The sequence below is a fragment of the Pseudomonas sp. G3-39 genome, from assembly GCF_054790485.1.
This window is the reverse complement of the sequence record NZ_CP186497.1, coordinates 1116460-1136632: the sequence shown is the minus strand read 5'-3', so window position 1 is coordinate 1136632 and position 20173 is coordinate 1116460. Positions and strand designations below refer to the sequence as shown.

21 protein-coding genes are annotated in these 20173 nt (G+C 61.1%); 5 read left to right on the top strand and 16 right to left on the bottom strand.

Features of this window, described 5'->3' with window-relative positions:
• The first annotated feature begins 90 nt into the window (after positions 1-90).
• On the top strand, positions 91-726 hold the full coding sequence (locus ACOYXG_RS05035) for a TetR/AcrR family transcriptional regulator (RefSeq protein ID WP_150370358.1): 636 nt from the start codon (positions 91-93) through the stop codon (positions 724-726).
• 130 nt (positions 727-856) lie between these two features.
• Here ACOYXG_RS05035 and ACOYXG_RS05030 read toward each other — a convergent pair whose 3' ends face one another.
• Entirely contained in the window at positions 857-1639 is a 783-nt protein-coding gene (locus ACOYXG_RS05030) for a class I SAM-dependent methyltransferase (protein ID WP_097086416.1), read from the bottom strand.
• A gap of 93 nt (positions 1640-1732) precedes the next feature.
• Here ACOYXG_RS05030 and ACOYXG_RS05025 point away from each other — a divergent pair, with 93 nt between their 5' ends.
• A complete protein-coding gene (locus tag ACOYXG_RS05025; protein WP_086792244.1) occupies positions 1733-2353 on the top strand; it encodes an energy transducer TonB in 621 nt (206 codons plus the stop codon).
• A gap of 4 nt (positions 2354-2357) precedes the next feature.
• Here the strand turns inward: ACOYXG_RS05025 and ACOYXG_RS05020 are convergent, their stop codons facing one another.
• From ACOYXG_RS05020 to ppc, 7 genes are all read right to left on the bottom strand, one after another.
• A complete protein-coding gene (locus tag ACOYXG_RS05020; protein ID WP_150370357.1) occupies positions 2358-3050 on the bottom strand; it encodes an extensin-like domain-containing protein in 693 nt (230 codons plus the stop codon).
• 2 nt (positions 3051-3052) lie between these two features.
• Complete coding sequence (locus tag ACOYXG_RS05015; RefSeq protein WP_150370356.1) at positions 3053-3889, bottom strand: isocitrate lyase/PEP mutase family protein; 837 nt, start codon at positions 3887-3889, stop codon at positions 3053-3055.
• Positions 3890-3922: 33 nt separating this feature from the next.
• On the bottom strand, positions 3923-4783 hold the full coding sequence (locus ACOYXG_RS05010; protein ID WP_115986522.1) for a DUF72 domain-containing protein: 861 nt from the start codon (positions 4781-4783) through the stop codon (positions 3923-3925).
• Positions 4783-5091, bottom strand: a complete 309-nt coding sequence (locus ACOYXG_RS05005) for a hypothetical protein (RefSeq protein ID WP_003222071.1) — start codon at positions 5089-5091, stop codon at positions 4783-4785. Before ACOYXG_RS05005 ends, ACOYXG_RS05010 begins: the two co-directional genes overlap by 1 nt.
• A 256-nt stretch (positions 5092-5347) precedes the next feature.
• On the bottom strand, positions 5348-6022 hold the full coding sequence (gene tsaB / locus ACOYXG_RS05000; protein ID WP_150370355.1) for a tRNA (adenosine(37)-N6)-threonylcarbamoyltransferase complex dimerization subunit type 1 TsaB: 675 nt from the start codon (positions 6020-6022) through the stop codon (positions 5348-5350).
• Positions 6023-6115: 93 nt separating this feature from the next.
• The gene (adk, locus tag ACOYXG_RS04995; protein WP_003222067.1) at positions 6116-6763 is read right to left on the bottom strand and encodes an adenylate kinase; all 648 of its coding nucleotides are present in this window, start codon (positions 6761-6763) and stop codon (positions 6116-6118) included.
• 289 nt (positions 6764-7052) lie between these two features.
• Positions 7053-9683 (bottom strand): phosphoenolpyruvate carboxylase, encoded by a 2631-nt coding sequence (ppc, locus tag ACOYXG_RS04990; protein ID WP_460356252.1) that lies wholly within the window; start codon positions 9681-9683, stop codon positions 7053-7055.
• Between the two features lie 213 nt (positions 9684-9896).
• On the opposite strand from ppc, the gene ACOYXG_RS04985 reads away from it, so the two are divergent.
• From ACOYXG_RS04985 to ACOYXG_RS04975, 3 genes are all read left to right on the top strand, one after another.
• A complete protein-coding gene (locus ACOYXG_RS04985) occupies positions 9897-10241 on the top strand; it encodes a hypothetical protein (RefSeq protein ID WP_003222064.1) in 345 nt (114 codons plus the stop codon).
• A gap of 364 nt (positions 10242-10605) precedes the next feature.
• Positions 10606-11010: a DUF4398 domain-containing protein gene (locus ACOYXG_RS04980; RefSeq protein ID WP_007964219.1), complete on the top strand. Its 405-nt coding sequence runs from the start codon at positions 10606-10608 to the stop codon at positions 11008-11010.
• Positions 11011-11066: 56 nt separating this feature from the next.
• Entirely contained in the window at positions 11067-11855 is a 789-nt protein-coding gene (locus tag ACOYXG_RS04975; RefSeq protein ID WP_007964218.1) for an OmpA family protein, read from the top strand.
• Positions 11856-11990: 135 nt separating this feature from the next.
• On the opposite strand, the gene ACOYXG_RS04970 is transcribed toward ACOYXG_RS04975, so the two are convergent.
• From ACOYXG_RS04970 to ACOYXG_RS04935, 8 genes are all read right to left on the bottom strand, one after another.
• Positions 11991-12320 (bottom strand): hypothetical protein, encoded by a 330-nt coding sequence (locus ACOYXG_RS04970; RefSeq protein WP_128615722.1) that lies wholly within the window; start codon positions 12318-12320, stop codon positions 11991-11993.
• Entirely contained in the window at positions 12317-13222 is a 906-nt protein-coding gene (locus ACOYXG_RS04965; RefSeq protein WP_460356247.1) for an alpha/beta hydrolase, read from the bottom strand. Before ACOYXG_RS04965 ends, ACOYXG_RS04970 begins: the two co-directional genes overlap by 4 nt.
• Positions 13223-13373: 151 nt before the next feature.
• Entirely contained in the window at positions 13374-14651 is a 1278-nt protein-coding gene (locus ACOYXG_RS04960; protein ID WP_003222055.1) for a flavohemoglobin expression-modulating QEGLA motif protein, read from the bottom strand.
• A 24-nt stretch (positions 14652-14675) separates the two neighbouring features.
• A complete protein-coding gene (locus tag ACOYXG_RS04955) occupies positions 14676-15233 on the bottom strand; it encodes a hypothetical protein (protein WP_027610998.1) in 558 nt (185 codons plus the stop codon).
• A gap of 157 nt (positions 15234-15390) precedes the next feature.
• Positions 15391-16104, bottom strand: coding sequence for a TetR/AcrR family transcriptional regulator (locus ACOYXG_RS04950; protein ID WP_096795806.1), 714 nt, complete (start codon positions 16102-16104; stop codon positions 15391-15393).
• Positions 16105-16209: 105 nt separating this feature from the next.
• A complete protein-coding gene (gene lysS, locus ACOYXG_RS04945; protein ID WP_003222049.1) occupies positions 16210-17712 on the bottom strand; it encodes a lysine--tRNA ligase in 1503 nt (500 codons plus the stop codon).
• Positions 17713-17824: 112 nt separating this feature from the next.
• A protein-coding gene (gene prfB, locus ACOYXG_RS04940) for a peptide chain release factor 2 (protein ID WP_096795805.1) occupies positions 17825-18920 on the bottom strand; the annotation gives its coding sequence in 2 pieces (ribosomal slippage) (positions 17825-18847 and positions 18849-18920; 1095 coding nt in all).
• 222 nt (positions 18921-19142) lie between these two features.
• Positions 19143-20144, bottom strand: coding sequence for a response regulator (locus ACOYXG_RS04935; protein WP_007964207.1), 1002 nt, complete (start codon positions 20142-20144; stop codon positions 19143-19145).
• Positions 20145-20173 lie beyond the last annotated feature (29 nt).

The following is a 20173-nucleotide window of genomic DNA, read 5'->3' as shown; positions in this document are numbered from 1 at the left end:
ACGGACCTTTCGCTAATGGTGCTTGGAATATTTATACTGGCCGGTATGGTATTAATAGCAAACTCACCAGTCCAGTATTAAAAGCGAAGAATGTCGAACAATCTTGCAGCTCCAAACGGCCCGGGCCGTCCGAAGGATCCGGCCAAGCGCCGGGCGATCCTCGACGCGGCGAAAACCCTGTTTCTGAGTCACGGCTACGCCAACACCAGCATGGACGCGGTCGCCGCCGAGGCTGGCGTGTCGAAACTGACGGTTTACAGCCACTTCAACGACAAGGAGACGCTGTTCTCCTCCGCGGTGATGGCCAAATGCGAGGAGCAGTTACCGCCGCTGTTCTTCGAATTGCCCGCCGGAATCCCCGTGGAAAATGTGTTGCTGAACATTGCTCGAGGCTTTCATCAACTGATCAACAGCGACGAGTCGGTGAATCTGCATCGCTTGATGATGGCGCTGGGCACGCAGGATCCGAAGCTGTCACAGATTTTCTTCGAGGCCGGCCCCGAGCGCATGGTGCAAGGCATGGAGCGGTTGCTGAAACGCATCGACGAGACCGGCGCGCTGAGCATCGACCTGCCGCGTAATGCGGCCGAGCATTTCTTCTGCCTGCTCAAGGGTGCGGGGAATTTTCGTTTGCTGTATTGCTGCGGTGAGCCGCTGAGCGAAGAGGCGGCGGAGAGTCATGTGCAGGAGGTGGTGGGGTTGTTCATGCGGGCGTATCGGCCCTGATTTTTTTAGCGCCTGTTCTGACGTCATCGCTGGCAAGCCAGCTCCCACAGGGTTCGTGCTGAACACAAATTGTGCGAACCATACAAAAATCTGTGGGAGCTGGCTTGCCAGCGATTGGGGCGACTCGGTGTCAGGGCTTGAGCGCTTTCTTCGGGTAGATGTCATACCGACTGGATTTGCCATCCAGCGCATGACTCGGTTTCGGCCCTTCAATACACGGCGCCTTGCGCGGGCGCTTGACCACCACCCGGTGCGTCGCCAACGCCAGCGCCGCTTCGAGCAATGCCGGCGCATCCGGATCATCCCCGACCAGCGGCCGGAACAGGCGCATTTCCTTCTTCACCAGCGCGGTTTTCTCGCGGTGCGGGAACATCGGGTCGAGGTAGATCACCTGCGGTGGCTCGCCCTCCCAGTTGCGCATGACCTCGATCGAGTTGCCCTTGAGCAACTTCATCCGCGCGACAATCGGCGCCACGTCGAAATCTTCCGCCGCCCGCGCCAGACCATCCTCCAGCAACGCCCCAATCAACGGCTGACGCTCGATCAGGCTCATCTCGCAACCCAGACTGGCCAGCACGAACGCGTCCTTGCCCAGCCCCGCCGTGGCATCCAGCACCCGTGGGCGCACGCCTTGAGCAATGCCGACCGCCTTGGCGATCATCTGCCCGCTGCCGCCACCGTACAGACGCCGATGCGCCGCGCCGCCCTCGACAAAGTCCACCCGCACCGGCCCTGGTGCATCCGGGCCGAGCTGCTGCAGCTGCAAACCCTGCTCGCCGACCTGCAAGGCGAACTCACCGTCGTCCACCTGCAGCGGCAGGTCCAGACGCTTGGCCCACTGCTCGGCTTGCGCTTCAAACGTCGGGCCGAGGGCCTGGACATGGATGCGGCAGGCCGCGGGTTGCTCAATCATGAAAACACGCTCAAAAAAGTTAAGGATCGGCAAAAAGTGGCCGATAAACCAATCAACGCGCATTTTGCCAGAGCTGAGCGTCAACCGAAAAAAATGTCAGGCATTCTTCCCACATCGATTGGCTACATTTCGCCCAAGGGCGACTTCAGCCGTCATAACACTCAAGCATTGGGCGGCGTCAGTCACCTGTGGCAGGATTTCTTTGCCCAGGCGATGGCCGAACAGACGAGTGATGTGGTGCCGGCCTGTGGCACCTTTCCACCGGTTGACCTGAACAGCCCGGAAGAACCGACCCTGGGCAGCGAGCTGCACGCGCACATCGTCGAGCAGCGTCAGTGCGATGTGGTCGAGACCGAAGTGCGCCCGCCGGAGCCGCTGTTCCTGCCGATCGCCGAGTTCGAAACCGATCTGCTGGACAAGCCGTTCCCACCGTTCCCGCCAGAAGAACTCAAAGCTCAGCAAGAGCAGCAGGACTTCGACAGCAGCTGGGTCCGTCCAATCGTGATCAACAATGGTCAGCCGCTTCCCGAGCCTGGCCCGGCGCCGCAGAAGAAGCCGCTGTACCTGCCAATTGCCGAATTCGACCTCGATCTGCTGCAAAAACCTTATCCACCGTTCCCGCCGGAAGAAATCGTCGAGCAGCAGAAGGCTTTGGACTTCGATAACGGTTGGGCGCGCCCGATCGTCTTGCAGAACCTGCGCCTCGCCGCCTGATCCCTCAGCGACACACGCTCCAGCGCCCGACATCGACATGAAAGTGATTGCGGTGGGCGGCGTTGTAATCCGGACTCAACACCACACTGAACGCCTCGCAGGCGCCATCGCGCACCTGCCGCAGAAACCGCGCGTCCTGATTCTGTTTCGGCCAGTCCTTGAGCACGCTGATGCTGCGCCCGTCGGCCAGCCGAAAACCGCTGATATCCAGCGCATCGGCACTGGCATGCCGACTGAGCGCTCCGCTCTCGCGGTTGTAGACATTGCGACAGGCGAAGCTGCCGAGGTGATCAAGGCGCGCCACCCTCTGCCCGTAAACAGATTGCGCGGCGGGTTGCAGGCTATGCCGTTCAAACATCGCGTAAGCCACCGCCAGCGGGCAACTGGCGAGGAAGCTGCTGCTCAGCGCCACCTCACCGCCCTGCACGCGCACGGTGCCGATCAGCGGGCACTTGGCGTCGGGGCTGTCGGCTTGCGCGGTGACGCGCAGACCCGAGTTGCTCAGGACTTGTGCGCATAATTCGGGATTGCCGCGCAGGCGCATCAGCTTGAAACCGGTCAACCAGTTCGGCGCTGCCTTCACGTCCAGCGGCGCCCACGGGTTCCACTCGGCCGGGACGTCGAGCCAGCCGCGCCAGACGCCGACCACGGCACCCGCGATGATCAGCAGTAGCGACAGCGCGATCCAGCGACCCATGCTCAGCCTTTGAAGAACTGATTGGCCTTGGCGTACGGCATCGACTGCGACGTAAAGCCGAACGTCCCGCGCTGCTGGATTTCTTCAGCCGCGCGGAAGAACTCGCCGAACGCTGCCAAGGCCAGCGCCGAACCGGTGCTGATGCGCCGCACACCCATCTCTTCAAGCTGCTGCACGGTCAGTTTCAAACCGCCGGACATCAGCACGTTGACCGGTTTTGGCGCCACCGCGCGCACCACCGCCAACACCTCTTCGGCGCTGCGCAAACCCGGCGCATACAGCACGTCGGCGCCCGCCTCGGCAAAGGCTTGCAGGCGGCGAATGGTGTCGTTGAGATCGGGATTACCGTGCAGGTAGTTTTCCGCGCGGGCGGTCAAGATGAAGGGAAATGGCAGCGTGCGCACCGCAGCGACGGCGGCTTCGATGCGTGCCACGGCGTGTTCAAAGCAATAGATCGGCGCGTCGGCACGGCCCGTGGCGTCCTCGATCGAACCACCGACCGCGCCGGCCTCGGCGGCACGCAACAGGCTTTTCGCGCATTCGGCGGGGTCATCGGCGAAACCGTTTTCCAGATCCACCGCTACCGGCAAATCCGTGGCCGCGACAATCGCCCGGACGTTGGCCAAAGTGTCATCGAGACTCAGGGCGCCGTCGGCCTTGCCCTGGGAAAACGCGTAACCAGCGCTGGTGGTCGCCAACGCCTGATAGCCCAGACTGGCGAGCATCTTCGCCGAGCCGGCATCCCACGGATTGGGAATCACAAAAATCCCCGGACGCTCGTGCAGGGCCTTGAAGGCCTGGGCTTTGCGGGTTTGTTCTTGAAGGGCGTGGGCGTCCATCGGCAGGCTCCTGGGCAGGGGAAAAATCCGCCTTCAGAGCAAGCCGAGTTGCTCGGCGGCGGGTTCTCTGTATAGCTCAGGCAGGGATGGCAGGCCAGGCAAACGTTGCATCAGTTGTGCGTGAAAACGTTGCGCCAGCTTCGCCGCCATGACGTTGTCGGCGGTGTGCAGGAAGATGTACGGCGTGCGGCCTTCTTCGATCCACTCGGCGATTTTCGCCACCCACGGCACCAGAAACGGATCATTGGCTTCCAGCTCCGGGTGGCCAATGAAGCGCACCTGCGGGAACTGGGTAAACGCCGCCGGCCGCGTCGGCACCCGCGGCTTTTTCGATTGCGCGTGGATCACCGAAGACTCGGTCGACAGGCAACTGAACAGCGCCCGTGGATCGAGGCAGATACGTTCCACGCCACGATCCAGCAGCAGGCGATTGAGCAGGCGTTCGCTCTCGCCCTTGGCGAAGAACTGCTCGTGGCGCACTTCCACCGCCAGTGGCCGGTCCAGCGCGTCGATGAACGCGGTCAGCTCCGGCAGTCGATGCGGGGTGAAGCTTTTCGACAGTTGCAGCCACAGCGGCGAAACACGTTCGCCGAGCGGGCTGAGAAGATTTACGAAGGTTTCGGCGGCGGTCAGTTGATCGCGCAGATCACCGCTGTGGCTGATGTCGCCGGGAAACTTGGCAGTGAAGCGAAAGTGTTCGGGCATGGTCTCGGCCCAGCGCTGCACGGTGGCCGGCGAGGGGCTGGCGTAGAAGGTCGTGTTGCCTTCGACGGCATTGAACACTTGGGAGTAGAGAGCGAGGAAGTCGGAGGTCTTGGCGTCTTCGGGGTACAGATAATCGCGCCAGGCGTTTTCACTCCAGGACGGACAACCGAGGTAGTAAGGCAGATCCATCAGATGTAAAGGTCGAGGCCCAGCACATCCGCATCCCAATCGACAAAACCGGCGGTGCTCAGGTAGCTGGCCAGGGCCATCGCTACGCTTTTGCTCATGGCGCGGTGATAAATCATGTCTTGCTGACGGGCGGGCAGATTGGCCAGGCGTTGTGCGGAGGCTTTGGCAGCGCGGGCGGCCAGTTGCTCTTCAGTCGGGAATTCCAGCTCGCCGTCGATATCGTCGACGGATTCATCCAGCGCCACATTGCCTTTGCGAGGCTTGCGCTTGATGGGGTAGGACTGAGAGGAGAGGCCGTCTATACGCATAATTTCATGCTCGGTATCGATGATGGCAATTTAGCGGCACTTGACCGACTTAGCAAATTGCCGAGTGATAACTAGAACACATAAAGCGCAAAAGGTTTAAAGCGCGGGGTTGGAAACTGACGATTGGCAGTGACTTTAATTGAACACCGGACCTGTGGGAGCGGGCTCGCTCGCGAAATCGGTGTGTCAGGCACCTGGATAGAGACTGACATGGCCTCTTCGCGAGCAAGCCCGCTCCCACAGGTTTTGTGGTGAATCAGCGAGCCTTGGGGGTGGCGACTTTGTCGCGCAGGTAAACCGGTTGCGCGTCATCGGCAGGGATCGACTCGCCGCGCTCCCAGCCAAACCGCGCCAGGGTCAGCAGGTCTTCGGCGTGAGGCAGCATGCCGGCATCGGAGCCGGTGAGGTTGACCGCGATCCGCTCGCCATAGCCCCAACCGGTACCTGCACCGAACCACTCACCGCTGGCATCGCCCGGCAGCGCCGCGACTTCCGGCGGCAGTACCGCCTCGACGCCGACCAGACGCATCTCGCCAGCCGTTTCGCGGTAGCAGCCCCAATACACTTCATCCATCCGCGCATCGATAGCCGCCGCGACCTGGCTCACGCCGTGTTCGCGATATGCACGTTGCGCCAGGACGGCAAGGTTCGACACCGGCAGCACCGGACGATCCAGCGCGAACGCCAGACCTTGCACCACACCGATGGCAATCCGCACACCGGTAAACGCACCCGGCCCGCGACCGAACGCGATGGCGTCTACCGCTTGCAGCGTGGTGCCGGCATCGGCCAGCAGTTGCTGGATCATCGGCAGCAGCTTCTGCGCGTGCAGACGCGGGATCACCTCGTAATGGCTCGTGACCTTGCCGTCATGCAGCAAGGCAACGGAGCAAGCTTCGGTCGCGGTGTCCAGGGCCAGCAAGGTGCTCATCGATGTATCCAAAACAGGTGGGAGAAAAAGTGCGTCAGTATAAACAACTACGGCCCGCAAGCGGGCCGTGGATGATGCAGCCGATCAGCTTTTTCAGCTCAGCGCTTCGAGCACCTTGGCGGTGATCGCTTCAACCGAACCAACGCCCGGAATATGGCTGTACTTCGGCTTGCCGTTGGCAGCGGAAAGCTTCTGGTAGAAGTCCACCAGCGGCTTGGTTTGCGAATGGTAGACCGACAGGCGATGACGCACGGTTTCTTCGGTGTCGTCCTTGCGCTGCACCAGATCGTCGCCGGTAACGTCGTCTTTGCCAGCCACTTTCGGCGGGTTGTAGACGATGTGGTAAACGCGGCCACTGGCCTCGTGAACGCGACGACCGGCGATACGCTGAACGATTTCTTCGTCTTCAACCGCGATTTCAACCACGGCGTCCAGCTCGACACCGGCAGTTACCAGCGCTTCGGCCTGTGGAATGGTGCGCGGGAAACCGTCGAACAGAAAGCCGTTGGCGCAGTCTGGTTGAGCGATGCGATCCTGCACCAGCGCGATGATCAGGTCATCCGACACCAGGCCGCCGGCATCCATGATGCTCTTGGCTTGAACGCCCAGCGGAGTGCCAGCCTTGACCGCTGCACGCAGCATGTCGCCGGTGGAGATTTGCGGAATGCCGAATTTCTCGGTGATGAACTTAGCCTGAGTACCTTTACCGGCCCCGGGAGCTCCCAGCAGAATGACGCGCATCGATGTGCTCCTCAATTTTTTATATAGAAAACAACGGGATTCGCCTCTTTGGGCCAATCTTAAAAAACGGGTCGTGGCCGCACAAACGGCCAAAGGCTGATCAAGATACACAGCAGGCTGCGCCCACACAAGACGCCAAAAGTCGGAGAAACCGGCGCCCGCCGCGACCTCGCGACGCGGTAACCCAAGTCGCAACCCCATCACTAACTGTCGCCTGACCGCACTTTCTCCCTGTGTACAAAGCGGCACCCGGGCTGTGCACCGGGCGCCCGATACCAGCGCAAAAACCTTAGCCGGTATTGCGCAACCCGGCGGCAATCCCCGCCACAGACACCAGCAGCGCCTGCTCCACCGGGCTGCCCTGCTCGACATTTTGCTGCCGTGATCGGGCCAACAGCTCGGCCTGCAATAGATGTAGCGGATCAAGATAAGTGTTGCGCAGACGGATGAATTCCAGGGTGTCCGGGCTATGTGCCAGCAGCTGCGACTGCCCGGTCAGACCAAGCACCACCGCACACGCCTGCGACAATAGGTCGCGTAACTGCGCGCCCAACGGCAGCAAGTCCGGCTCGACCAGACGCTGGTCGTACGACAGCGCGATGTCAGCGTCGGCCTTGGCCAGGACCATTTCCAGCATGTCGATACGGGTGCGGAAGAACGGCCACTGTTCGCGCATCTGCCCGAGCAGTTCGCCTTCGCCGCGCTCCAGCGCCTTGCTCAGCGCAGTTTCCCAGCCGAGCCACGCCGGCAGCATCAGCCGCGTTTGCGTCCAGCCGAAGATCCACGGAATCGCCCGCAGGCTCTCGATCCCACCGGCACGGCGCTTGGCCGGACGGCTGCCAAGGGGCAAGCGCCCCAGTTCCTGCTCCGGCGTCGATTGGCGGAAATACTCGACGAACTGCGGATTCTCCCGCACCACGGCGCGGTACGCGGCGACGCCATCGGCGGCCAGTTCATCCATCAGGTATCGCCATTCGGGCGTTGGCGGCGGTGGTGGCAACAACGTCGCTTCCAGCACGGCAGCCAGATACAGATTGAGGTTCTGTTCGGCGATGTCCGGCAGGCCGAATTTGAATCGAATCATTTCGCCCTGCTCGGTGGTGCGAAAACGCCCCGCCACCGACCCCGGCGGCTGCGACAGGATCGCCGCGTGCGCCGGACCGCCGCCACGGCCCACGGTGCCACCGCGACCGTGGAACAACAGCAGTTCGACTTGCTGCTCGCGGCAGATCTCCACTAGCCGCTCCTGCGCGCGATATTGCGCCCACGCCGCCGCGGTGGTGCCGGCGTCCTTGGCCGAGTCGGAGTAACCGATCATCACTTCCTGCGGGCCTTGCAGCCTTGCGCGGTAGCCCGGCAACAGCAACAGACGCTCCATCACCGGCCCGGCGTTGTCGAGGTCGGCGAGGGTTTCGAACAGCGGCACCACGCGCATCGGCCGCAGCACGCCGGACTCTTTCAGCAGCAGTTGCACCGCCAGCACGTCGGAGGCGGCGCCCGCCATCGAGATCACGTAGGAACCCAGCGAGGCGCCCGGTGCGGCAGCGATTTCCTTGCAAGTGGCGAGCACTTCAGCGGTGTCGGCGGACGGTTTGAAATGCGCCGGCAACAACGGGCGACGATTGCTCAATTCGCGGGTGAGGAAGCTGATGCGCTGTTCTTCATCCCAGTCTTCGTAGCGACCGAGGCCGAGGTAGTCGGTGATTTCGGTCATCGCCGAGCTATGCCGCGTCGAGTCCTGACGCACATCGAGGCGCACCAGGAACAGGCCGAAGGTTACCGCCCGGCGCAGACAATCGAGCAACGGCCCGTCGGCGATCACGCCCATGCCGCACTCGTGCAGCGAGTTGAAGCACAGCTCCAGCGGATCGAGCAGATCGCGGTTGTTGTGCAACACGTCGGCTGGCGCTGGCGTTGTTGCGCTCAGCGAGGCGTGCGCCCAGTTGCGCGTGGCGCGCAGGCGTTCACGCAATTGCTTGAGCACCGCCCGGTAAGGTTCGGCGCTGTCGCCGGCCTTGGCCTTGAGCGCATCGCTGGCCTGCTGCATCGACAGCTCGGCCGCCAGGTGATCGACATCGCGCAGATACAGGTCGGCAGCCATCCAGCGCGCCAGCAACAGCACTTCGCGGGTCACTGCGGCCGTGACATTCGGGTTGCCGTCGCGGTCGCCACCCATCCACGAGGCAAAGCGAATCGGCGCCGCCTCCAGTGGCAAGCGCAGGCCCGTCGCTTCATACAGCGCCTTATCGGCCTTGCGCATGTGGTTGGGAATCGCCTGCCACAGCGAGTGTTCGATCACCGCAAAGCCCCATTTCGCTTCGTCGACCGGGGTCGGCCGGGTGCGGCGGATTTCTTCGGTGTGCCAGGCTTCGGCGATCAGCCGTTGCAGGGTGTTCTGGATCTGTTCGCGCTCGGCGCTGGTCAGATCGCGATGATCCTGGGCGGCCAGTTGCGCAGCGATCGCGTCGTACTTCTGGATCAAGGTGCGCCGCGCCACCTCGGTCGGGTGGGCAGTCAGCACCAGTTCGATTTCCAGGCGCGCCAGTTGTCGGGCCAGGGATTCGGCGCTGTGGCCTTCGTTGCGCAGGCGGGCGAGCAGTTCCGGCAGCACGCGGGACTCGAACGGCGCGGGCTGCGACTCTTCGCGGCGATGAATCAGCTGATACTGCTCGGCGATGTTCGCCAGGTTGAGAAACTGGTTGAACGCCCGCGCCACCGGCAGCAGTTCGTCTTCGCTCAACTGATTGAGGCTGGCGCTGAGTTCGGCGTCCATCGAGCCACGGCGGTCGGCCTTGGCGCCCTTGCGAATCTGCTCGATCTTGTCGAGAAATTCCTCACCGTACTGGTCACGGATGGTATTGCCCAACAGCTCACCCAACAGGTGAACGTCCTCGCGCAAGCGTGCATCAATATCGGTCATCAGCAGTTCTCCAGCGTTAATCGGGACGGCGCAGAAACGAATGCTTTGCCCAGAGAGTGCCGCTCTACGGCGCTTCTTACAAGCAGACGACGAAGGGACTTTAAACCTTGTGGCTTGAAGCTAGTCTCAACAGTAAGCCGTACAACGGCTTGCCGCCGGCCCCGCCGGACACTCACCCAGGCCTGCCACGAGCAGGCGCGAAATGAGGTCATCATGAAAATTCGTGAACTCGCCCAGCATTGGGAAGAAAACGCCAAGGGTCGCCTGACCGACACCGGCTACACGATTCATCTGGACGTCGAGGCCGCTGCGCGACTGGCGGCGATTGCCGAGATGTACCCCAAACGCCACCCGGAAGAACTGCTCGGCGAACTGATCGGCGCCGCGCTCGAAGAGTTCGAGGCGAGCCTGCCGTATGTGAAAGGCTCGACGGTGGTGGCGACTGATGAGGAAGGTGATCCGCTGTATGAAGACGTCGGGCCGACACCGCGTTTTCTGGCGCTTTCTCGCCGGCATCTGCAGGATTTATCCGCCGCTGCCGGCAAGCAAAAACATTGACACAACCCCATCAAACTGTGGGAGCGGGCTTGCTCGCGAATGCGGTATTTCAGCCGACATTGATAGCGACTGATTCACCGCATTCGCGAGCAAGCTCGCTCCCACAGGGGTCGTGTTTTCATCTGGAAAATTGCCTTTTTTCCCCGCGCGTACCTCTCCCCGCCTCCAAAGTTCCCGGTTTAGAGCCTTGTCCGTTTGGTCAAAAAAAAATTTGGCGATAGGCCATCTTTTCTGAACTTTTGAAAAACGCCTCCGGTCGGAAGCTGTAACCACGCCTGGAACGAGCGTTTCAAAAACGCGCTTTTACACGACGCTTGCGGCTCCTCGACCAGGATGGATTTTCGGTTTTATCAGGAGTTAAACAATGGAGTTGAAGACCATGAAGACCCAAACCTCGTTCTCCCACCTGCGCGGTCTGAAACTGGCTGCTCTGGCTATCGGTACCAGCTTCGTTCTGGCCGGTTGCGCCGGTAACCCGCCGACCGAGCAGTACGCCGTGACTCAATCGGCCGTCAACAGCGCCGTCAGCGCTGGTGGTACCGAGTTCGCTGCAGTGGAAATGAAGCAGGCTCAGGACAAGCTCAAGCAAGCCGAAATTGCCATGCACGACAAGAAGTATGAGCAGGCTCGCACCCTCGCCGAGCAAGCCGAATGGGACGCTCGCGTAGCAGAACGCAAGGCTCAGGCTGCCAAGGCCGAACAGGCTGTGAAGGATTCCCAGAAAGGTGTTCAGGAACTGCGTCAGGAAAGTCAGCGCACCGTGCAGTAAGCGCGCATCCAGAATCGCAAAGCTGAAACTTTTATCGATAGAAAGGACGACAAATTATGCGTAAGCAACTGATGATCCCCGCTCTTCTGGCCGCAAGCGTTGCCCTGGCTGCCTGCTCTACTCCGCCTAACCCGAACCTGGAACAGGCGCGCACCAACTACGCCGGCCTGCAGGCCAACCCACAGGCGAGCAAAGTCGCTGCCCTGGAAACCAAGGACGCCAGCGATTACCTGGACAAAGCCGACAAGGCTTATCTGGACAAGCAAGACGCAGCCAAGGTTGACCAACTGGCCTACCTGACCAACCAGCGCGTGGAAGTGGCCAAGCAGACCATCGCCCTGCGCACCGCTGAAAACAACCTGAAAAACGCTGCCGCGCAACGTGCCCAAGCGCGTCTGGACGCTCGTGATCAGCAGATCAAACAACTGCAGCAGAGCCTGAACGCCAAGCAGACCGATCGCGGTACCCTGGTGACCTTCGGTGACGTGCTGTTCGCCACCAACAAGGCTGACCTGAAATCCAGCGGTCTGGTGAACATCAACAAACTGGCGCAATTCCTTCAGGAAAATCCTGATCGCAAAGTGATCGTTGAAGGCTACACCGACAGCACCGGCGCGGCTTCGTACAACCAGTCGCTGTCCGAGCGTCGTGCTACCTCGGTACAAGTCGCTCTGATCAAGATGGGCGTAGATCCTTCGCGCATTGTGGTTCAGGGTTATGGCAAGGAATACCCGGTTGCTGATAACAGCAGCGTTTCCGGTCGTGCGATGAACCGTCGTGTGGAAGTGACCATTTCCAACGACAACCAGCCAGTGATGCCACGTTCGGCAGTCAGCTCGAACTAAGCAACACGCGCTAGCGTAAAAGCCCCGCCTGAGTGATCAGGCGGGGCTTTTTTGGTGGGAGCTGAAATTGCGGCCCCCTCGGTCAGTCCCCTCTCCCACAGGGAGAGGGTTAGGGTGAGGGCTGAACCTGCAGAATCACTCCTCCAGCTTCTGCGGAGTCTCTTCACCCATGCAGCGCACGGCTTTTTTCTGCGCATTGATCAGCACCCCGGTCAGGCCTTTCTGCTCGGTGTCGAACAGCACCAGCACGCCATCGATGCACTGCGCCACTTGCGGCGCCGGGTCGAGCGAGACTTTGTAGTCTTCGCCCGGCACGGTCTTGAGCATGGTGAATTCGTTGAGCAGCAGCGCATCCTCGGGTTTGGCGAAGTGCAGGTAACCGTAGTACCACAGCGCCCCGACGGTGCCGAGGATGCTGCAGATACCGGTGATGATCAGCGGGATGGCGTTACGTTCTTCAGTCATTGCGGACTCTCATCTTCAGAATTCGGGGGTTGCGGATAATTCGGGATCTCGCCGAGGCGGCGCAGGCCGTTGAAATGTTCGGGATCTTCCAGATAGCGCAGCATCACCTGGCGCCAGACAGGGTCGCCGAAGGTCTGCACATGGCCGCCGCGGGTCAGCTGCAGCACGCGCGGTGGCGGCGCAGCCTGATACAGGCGGATGGCGTTGGACATTGGTACCAGCGGGTCGTCGATGCTGTGAAAGATCAGCTTCGGCACGCCCGTGAGCTGCGGCATCGAGTTGATCGCGCTGTCGCCGTCCGGCACCAGCCACGACAGCGGCACCTGAAACGGCCAGGTCAGCCATGAAGTGCTGAGGGCGTACTGGCCGACGCTGCGATAACTGGCGGGCACACCGTCGAGCACGAAGGCCTTGAGTTGCTTCTGCCGCTCCGGGTGCTGCACCAGCCAATGCACGGCCATCGAGCCGCCGAGGCTCTGGCCGAGGAGGATCAGCGGTTTGCCTTTGACTTCTGGCGCCTTGTCGAGCCAGGCGAACGCAGCGTCGATGTCCTGATAGATCGCCGGCAGGCTCGGCTTGCCCTCGGACAAGCCATACCCGCGATAGTCCACCAGCAGCACCTGATAGCCGTTTTTCGGCAACCACCAACTGCCGCCGAGGTGCATCGGCAGGTTGCCGCCGTTGCCGTGCAGGTGCAGGACTGTGCCTTTGACTTCGACGCCAGGTTTGGCTGGCAGCCACCAGGCGTTCAGCTTCAAGCCATCCGCCGTGACCAGTGTGACGGTGCGGTATTCGAGCCTGGCTTTTTCCGGGGTGAAGATCTGGCCCGGTTCGGGGTAGAACAACAACGAACTGCAACCACTGAGGGTCAGGAGCAGGCAAAGGATGCCGAGGATTCTCATCCGGTGAAACCTCGCAGAATTCGAATTGGAATACCGTCAAAAACTGTAGGAGTGAGCCTGCTCGCGATAACGGTGTGTCAGTCGATATTTATGTTGATTGATACACCGCTATCGCGAGCAGGCTCACTCCTACAAGGGATTTGTGTGTGGATTAGAGGATGTTGGAGTAATCCGCCTCGATCCGGTCCAGGCTCAAGTGATTGAGGAAGTTGGAGAAGCACATCCACGCCGACAGCGCGTTCATGTCGCGGAACTGCTCCGGCAGATATTTCGGCGGCACCACCAGACCTTCATCGACCAACTGACGCAGGGTACGCATGTCCTCCAGCGTGGTCTTGCCGCAAAACAGCAGCGGTACCTGCTCAAGCTTGCCCTTACGCACGGCCAACTGAATGTAGTTGTAAACCATGATAAAGCCCTTGAGATAGGACAAGTCTTTGGTGAATGGCAGACCGGTCGGGGTCGAACCACGGAACACCCGGCTGGCGTTGCCGTAGCTTTCGGCCATTTCAAAGCCCTGTTCGCGGAAGAACTCGAACACCTGCAAAAAGTCCGCGCCCTCCTCGACCATGTGAATGGCACGGGTGCGGTTGGTCAGTTTGCGCAAGCGACTCGGGTAGGAGGCGAAGGTGATGATTTCCATCAGGATCGCCAGGCCTTCCTGGGTCACCGTCGACGACGGTGGGCCTTTGGACAGGAAGGTGCAGATCGGCTGGTTCAAGCCATTGAGCGTGGTGCCGACGTGCACCAGACCTTCGTGGACTTCCAGTGCACGCACGTCGCGGTCGTTGAACAGCGCGTCGGTGCGGATCTTGATGTAGTCGGCGCCTGCCGCCGCGTCGGCGACGATGCCGTCGGACTCGAACACGCGGATGGTTTCCTCGGCCTCGCCAAATACCTTGTTCAACCGGGTTTGCAGCAGGTGCACGGCATCCTTGGCGGTGAGGATCTTCGGTTCGTCCTTCAGGTCGCCACGGCCATCAATGTTGTTCAGGTAGTCGGACATCATCAGGCCGAGGTCGGCCAGGGTCGGGTCACCGGCGTGGAACGCATCGGAGGCGGCGCCGTAGAGTTCCTGGGAGATCAGGCCGAAATCCTCGGTGCCGCGCGCTTCGAGCATGCGCACCACCATGCGGTATTCCTTGCACATGCGCCGCATGATCTGCCCGACCGGGTTGAACTGGCCGAGCTGGCGGGTGATGTCGCGCTCGATGTTCTGGAATTCCAGTTTGACCTTGCTCGAATCGAAGGACAGCGGCCGATTGAGGTAGTAGTCGCGATCCACCGCCGGCATTTCCTTGCCCTTGGCCTTGAGAAAGCCCTTGCGGATGTTCTCGTCCCACTTCACCGCATCGAGCACGCGGATCGGCGTCTGCGCCAGCACAATGCGATCGGACAGCGTGCGTATCGTCTGCTGGTAATCGTCCACCCGAAACTCCTGTAGAAAACTGAATTATTTGGCGCGGGCCTGGCGCTGATAGCGCGCGGCCTCGACGAAGACATCGGAATTGGCCGGATCGTCGAGGTAAGCAAAGACCTTGTCGAGGCGACTGTCGACCTGCACGCCGTCGCCGTCGTCTTCAGTCTGGAAAGCCTTGCCGTCAAGGGCTTGCTGTTTGATCGCCTGATTGATCTGTTCGAGGTCGAGGTTGTACACCACCAGCTCGTGTTTGTCGGTGAGTTCGAAACCGGCGATGGTGTATTGGCCACCGTAACGCGCCGGCACTTTCGCCGACAGGTACCAGCGACTGCCATGGCGCGACACGGTGAACGGGTACGCCTCGCGCTCGTGAGGCCGGGCCTTGAACCAGGTGACGGCCTGATAGCGATCGTTGCCGACGCGGGTCAGCTCAAGGTTCATTGGTTCGCCCCAGGCATTGGTGCTCGACCACGTGCCCAGCAGGCCCTTGGGCGCCGGGTCACTGGCAGGCAGCGGATCCTTGAAGGTCACCAGACAGCCACTGAGCAGCAGGAACGACAAGGCGATCAGCACGCCACGCCAGGCTTTCATTCAATACTCCCTATGAACACGCGTCGCCCTGATGATCGGCTCAGTCCCTTGTGGGAGCGGGCTTGCTCGCGAAGGCGGTGGGTCAGTCAACTGAAGCGTTGAATGTGATACCGCATTCGCGAGCAAGCCCGCTCCCACAGGGGATCTGCGTCGGCTATCAGACCGAGGCCAGGACCAGATGCATGTACCGCGTCAGAATCCCGAGCATGTCCTGTTCGGCCAAAGGCTCGGCGTCGTTGAGCAGGCCCTGATATTCCATCCGTCCGATAATCGCCGTCAACACCTTGGCATCCTGCTGCGGTTCACGCGAGCCAAGCACCTGGAACAACTGGCAGGTGCCTTGCAGCAGAATCTGCTGATGCGAGCGCACCAGATCCGCCAGCCGCGGGTTGAGCAGCGCTTCCTGGCGGAACGCCTGCTCGGCCATCAGGTGTTCGCGACGATTGGCCAGTTGCCGGTGCACATAGTCGGCCATCAGCCGCGCGATGTCGTCCGCCAGTTGCGAGCGCGACTCGGGGCTGCCGTCGCCACTGACGACCATCTCGCGCAGCAGGCCTTCGTTGTTGATCCACAGCTTGGCCATGTAGGCCGCGCTGCGTTCGACGTATTGGGCGAAAGTATCGGTGAGCAGGTCATCGATATCCTTGAAGTAATAAGTAGTGGCCGACAGTGGCACACCGGCCTCGGCCGCCACCGCACGGTGGCGCACGGCGCGCACGCCGTCACGCACGACAATGCGCATCGCCGCGTCGAGAATGTCCTGTCGACGCTGCTCACTGCCCTGTCGGCTGGCCTTGCGGCCTTGGTACTGAACACTTTCAGCGACCGCAGTGGCGATACCCGCTGCACCTTCTTGAGCGATTGCAACCATCACGACTGGACTTCCTCTGCTATTGCAAAATTAACCAATTGATACATTTGTACCAGACAGGCAATAAAAAGCCGCCTGTTTTAGGCGGCTTTTTAACTGAAACGTTTACGCTTGCGGTCGCATGTGCGGGAACAGGATCACATCGCGGATCGATGGCGAGTTGGTCAGCAACATCACCAGACGGTCGATGCCGATACCTTCACCGGCCGTTGGCGGCATGCCGTACTCCAGCGCGCGCACGAAATCGGCGTCGTAGTGCATGGCTTCGTCGTCGCCGGCGTCCTTGTCGGCCACCTGCGCCATGAAGCGCTCGGCCTGGTCTTCCGCGTCGTTCAACTCGGAGTAGGCGTTGGCGATTTCACGGCCGCCGATGAACAGCTCGAAACGGTCGGTGACGTTCGGGTTCTCGTCGTTACGACGGGCCAGCGGCGACACTTCGAACGGGTACTGAGTGATGAAGTGCGGCTGCTCCAGCTTGTGCTCGACCAGCTCTTCGAAAATCATCACCTGCAGCTTGCCCAGACCTTCGAAGCCCAGCACCTTGGCACCGGCCTTCTTGGCGATGGCGCGCGCCTTGTCGATGTCGTTCAGGTCATCGGCGGTCAGCTCAGGGTTGTACTTGAGGATCGAGTCGAACACCGACAGACGGGCGAACGGCTCGCCGAAGTGGAACACCTTGTCGCCGTAAGGCACGTCGGTACTGCCCAGCACCAGCTGTGCCAGTTCACGGAACAGTTCTTCGGTCAGGTCCATGTTGTCTTCATAGTCGGCGTAAGCCTGATAGAACTCCAACATGGTGAATTCAGGGTTGTGACGGGTCGAAACGCCTTCGTTACGGAAGTTGCGGTTGATCTCGAACACTTTCTCGAAACCGCCAACCACCAGACGCTTCAGATACAGCTCAGGCGCGATACGCAGGAACATTTCCATGTCCAGCGCGTTGTGGTGGGTTTCGAACGGCTTGGCTGCGGCGCCGCCAGGAATGGTCTGCAGCATCGGCGTTTCGACTTCGAGGAAGTCGCGCTTCATCAGGAAGCTGCGGATGTGCGCGATCACTTGCGAACGCACGCGGAACGTCTGGCGCACGTCTTCGTTGACGATCAGGTCAACGTAACGCTGACGGTAGCGCTGTTCGGTGTCGGTCAGGCCGTGGTGCTTGTCCGGCAGCGGGCGCAGTGACTTGGTCAGTAGGCGCACGTTGGTCATTTCGACGTACAGGTCGCCCTTGCCGGAACGCGCCAGGGTGCCTTCGGCGGCAATGATGTCGCCCATGTCCCAGGTCTTGACGGCGGCCAGGGTGTCTTCGGACAGGGTTTTACGGTTGACGTAGACCTGGATGCGACCGGTCATGTCCTGGATCACCATGAACGAGCCACGGTTGAGCATGATGCGACCGGCAACCTTGACCGGAATTGCAGCCTCGGCCAGCTCTTCCTTGGTCTTGTCCGCGTATTTCTTCTGCAGATCTTCGCAGTAGTTTTCGCGGCGGAAGTCGTTCGGGAAGGCGTTGCCCTTGGCGCGCTCGGCAGCCAGCTTTTCCTTGCGCAGGGCGATCAGGGAGTTTTCTTCCTGTTGCAGGGCTTGCGGGTCGAGTTGTTGGTCGCTCATGTCTTCAGATATTCCATCAGGTTCGTTGCCCCCGGGCCTGGCGGCCCGGGAATCGCCAGCAGGGCTGGCTCCTACAGGGATCGCGTTGCATCAGCGACCCTGCGTGCGTCTTTTACAGCCCCGATTTCAGGCTGGCTTCCAGGTATTCGTCGATGTCGCCGTCGAGCACCTTGTCGCAGTCGCTGCGTTCAATGTTGGTGCGCAAGTCCTTGATCCGCGACGCGTCGAGCACGTACGAACGGATCTGATGACCCCAGCCGATGTCCGACTTGGTGTCTTCCAGGGCCTGGGAAGCGGCGTTGCGCTTCTGCATTTCCTGCTCGTACAACTTGGCCCGCAGCATTTTCATGGCGGTGTCCTTGTTGGCGTGCTGGGAACGTTCGTTCTGGCAGCTGACCACGGTGTTGGTCGGTACGTGGGTGATACGCACGGCCGAGTCGGTGGTGTTTACGTGCTGACCACCGGCACCGGAGGAACGATAGGTGTCGATCCGCAGGTCTGCCGGGTTGATTTCGATTTCGACCTTGTCGTCGATCTCTGGCGAGACGAAAACCGCAGAGAACGAGGTGTGGCGACGGTTGCCGGAATCGAACGGGCTCTTGCGCACCAGACGGTGCACGCCGATCTCGGTACGCAGCCAGCCAAAGGCGTATTCGCCCTTGATGTGCACGGTCGCGCCTTTGATACCGGCGACTTCACCGGCCGACAGTTCCATGATGGTCGCGTCGAAACCGCGTTTGTCCGCCCAGCGCAGGTACATGCGCAGCAGGATGTTGGCCCAGTCCTGGGCCTCGGTGCCGCCGGAGCCGGCCTGGATGTCCAGGTAGGCGTTGTTCGGGTCCATCTCGTGGCTGAACATGCGGCGGAATTCAAGCTTGGCCAGTGACTCTTCAAGCCCTTGAAGCAGTTCAACGACGTCGTTTACCGCGCCTTCGTCGTTTTCTTCAACGGCCATGTCGAGCAGCTCGCGGGAATCGGCCAGACCACTGGACAGCTCATCCAGGGTGTCGACGATCTGCGCCAGCGATGCTCGCTCGCGGCCCAGTTCCTGGGCGTATTCAGGTTTGTTCCAGACTGCAGGATCTTCAAGCTCGCGATTGACTTCGATCAGACGCTCATGCTTTTGATCGTAGTCAAAGATACCCCCGAATAGTTTCGGAGCGCTCGGACAGGTCCTTGATGGTGTTCAGGATCGGGTTGATTTCCATGACGGGCAGCACTCGTTGGCGAACTTTTGAAAGCCGGCGAGTATAACGTAATCACGCTGTCACGGCAGCCCGTCTGGCGGCTGTTAAGGCGATTCACTTGACATACCGCCGATCCATTGTGGGAGCGAGCCTGCTCGCGAAGACGGTGCATCAGACAACATCAATGTCTCCCGTGCGGCAGCTTTCGCGAGCAGGCTCGCTCCCACAGGGGGTTTGCGTGGGCTATTCGATACCCACCTGATTACGCCCGTTGTTTTTCGCCAGATACAACCCGCGATCCGCCGCCGAAATCAGCAGCCGGCAATCGCTGCCCGCCTGCGGCACCATGGTCGCCAGACCGATGCTGATGGTCAAGCTCGCCCCTTCGCTCGGGGTGTTGTGCGGAATCTTCAGCGCCGCCACGGTCTGGCGCAGTTTCTCCGCCACCAGGCGTGCGCCGCCCGGCGAGGTGTTCGGCAGCACCAGCGCAAACTCTTCACCGCCGTAGCGGGCCGGCAGGTCCGACGGTCGGGCGCTGGCGTCGCGGATCGCTGTGGCGACCTTGCGCAGCGCCTCGTCGCCTTCGACGTGGCCGAAGCTGTCGTTGTAGGACTTGAAGTAATCGACGTCGATCATCAGCAACGACAACTGGCTCTGGTCGCGCAGCGAGCGGCGCCATTCCAGCTCCAGGTACTCGTCGAAGTGCCGGCGGTTGGACAGCCCGGTCAGGCCGTCAGAGTTCATCAGCCGTTGCAGCACCAGGTTGGTGTCGAGCAACTGCTGCTGGCTGACGCGCAACGCACGGTACGCCGCATCCCGCTGCAGCAGGGTCATGTAGGAGCGCGAGTGATAGCGGATGCGCGCCACCAGCTCGATGGTGTCCGGCAGTTTCACCAGATAGTCGTTGGCCCCGGCCGAGAACGCCGCGCTCTTGATCAGCGGGTCTTCCTTGGTCGACAGCACGATGATCGGGATGTCCTTGGTCGCCGGATGATTGCGGTATTCGCGCACCAGGCTCAGGCCGTCGAGGCCGGGCATCACCAGGTCCTGCAGAATCACCGTCGGCTTGATCCGTACCGCCTGGGCGATGGCCTGGTGCGGATCGGAGCAGAAGTGGAAGTCGATGTTCTCTTCATTCGACAGCCCACGGCGCACGGCTTCGCCGATCATCGCCTGATCGTCCACCAACAACACCATGGCGGCGTTTTCGTCGGTTTTAATGTCGTCGATCTGTAAATCATTCATGGGCGGTCACCTGAGTACTGCGGGGGCCA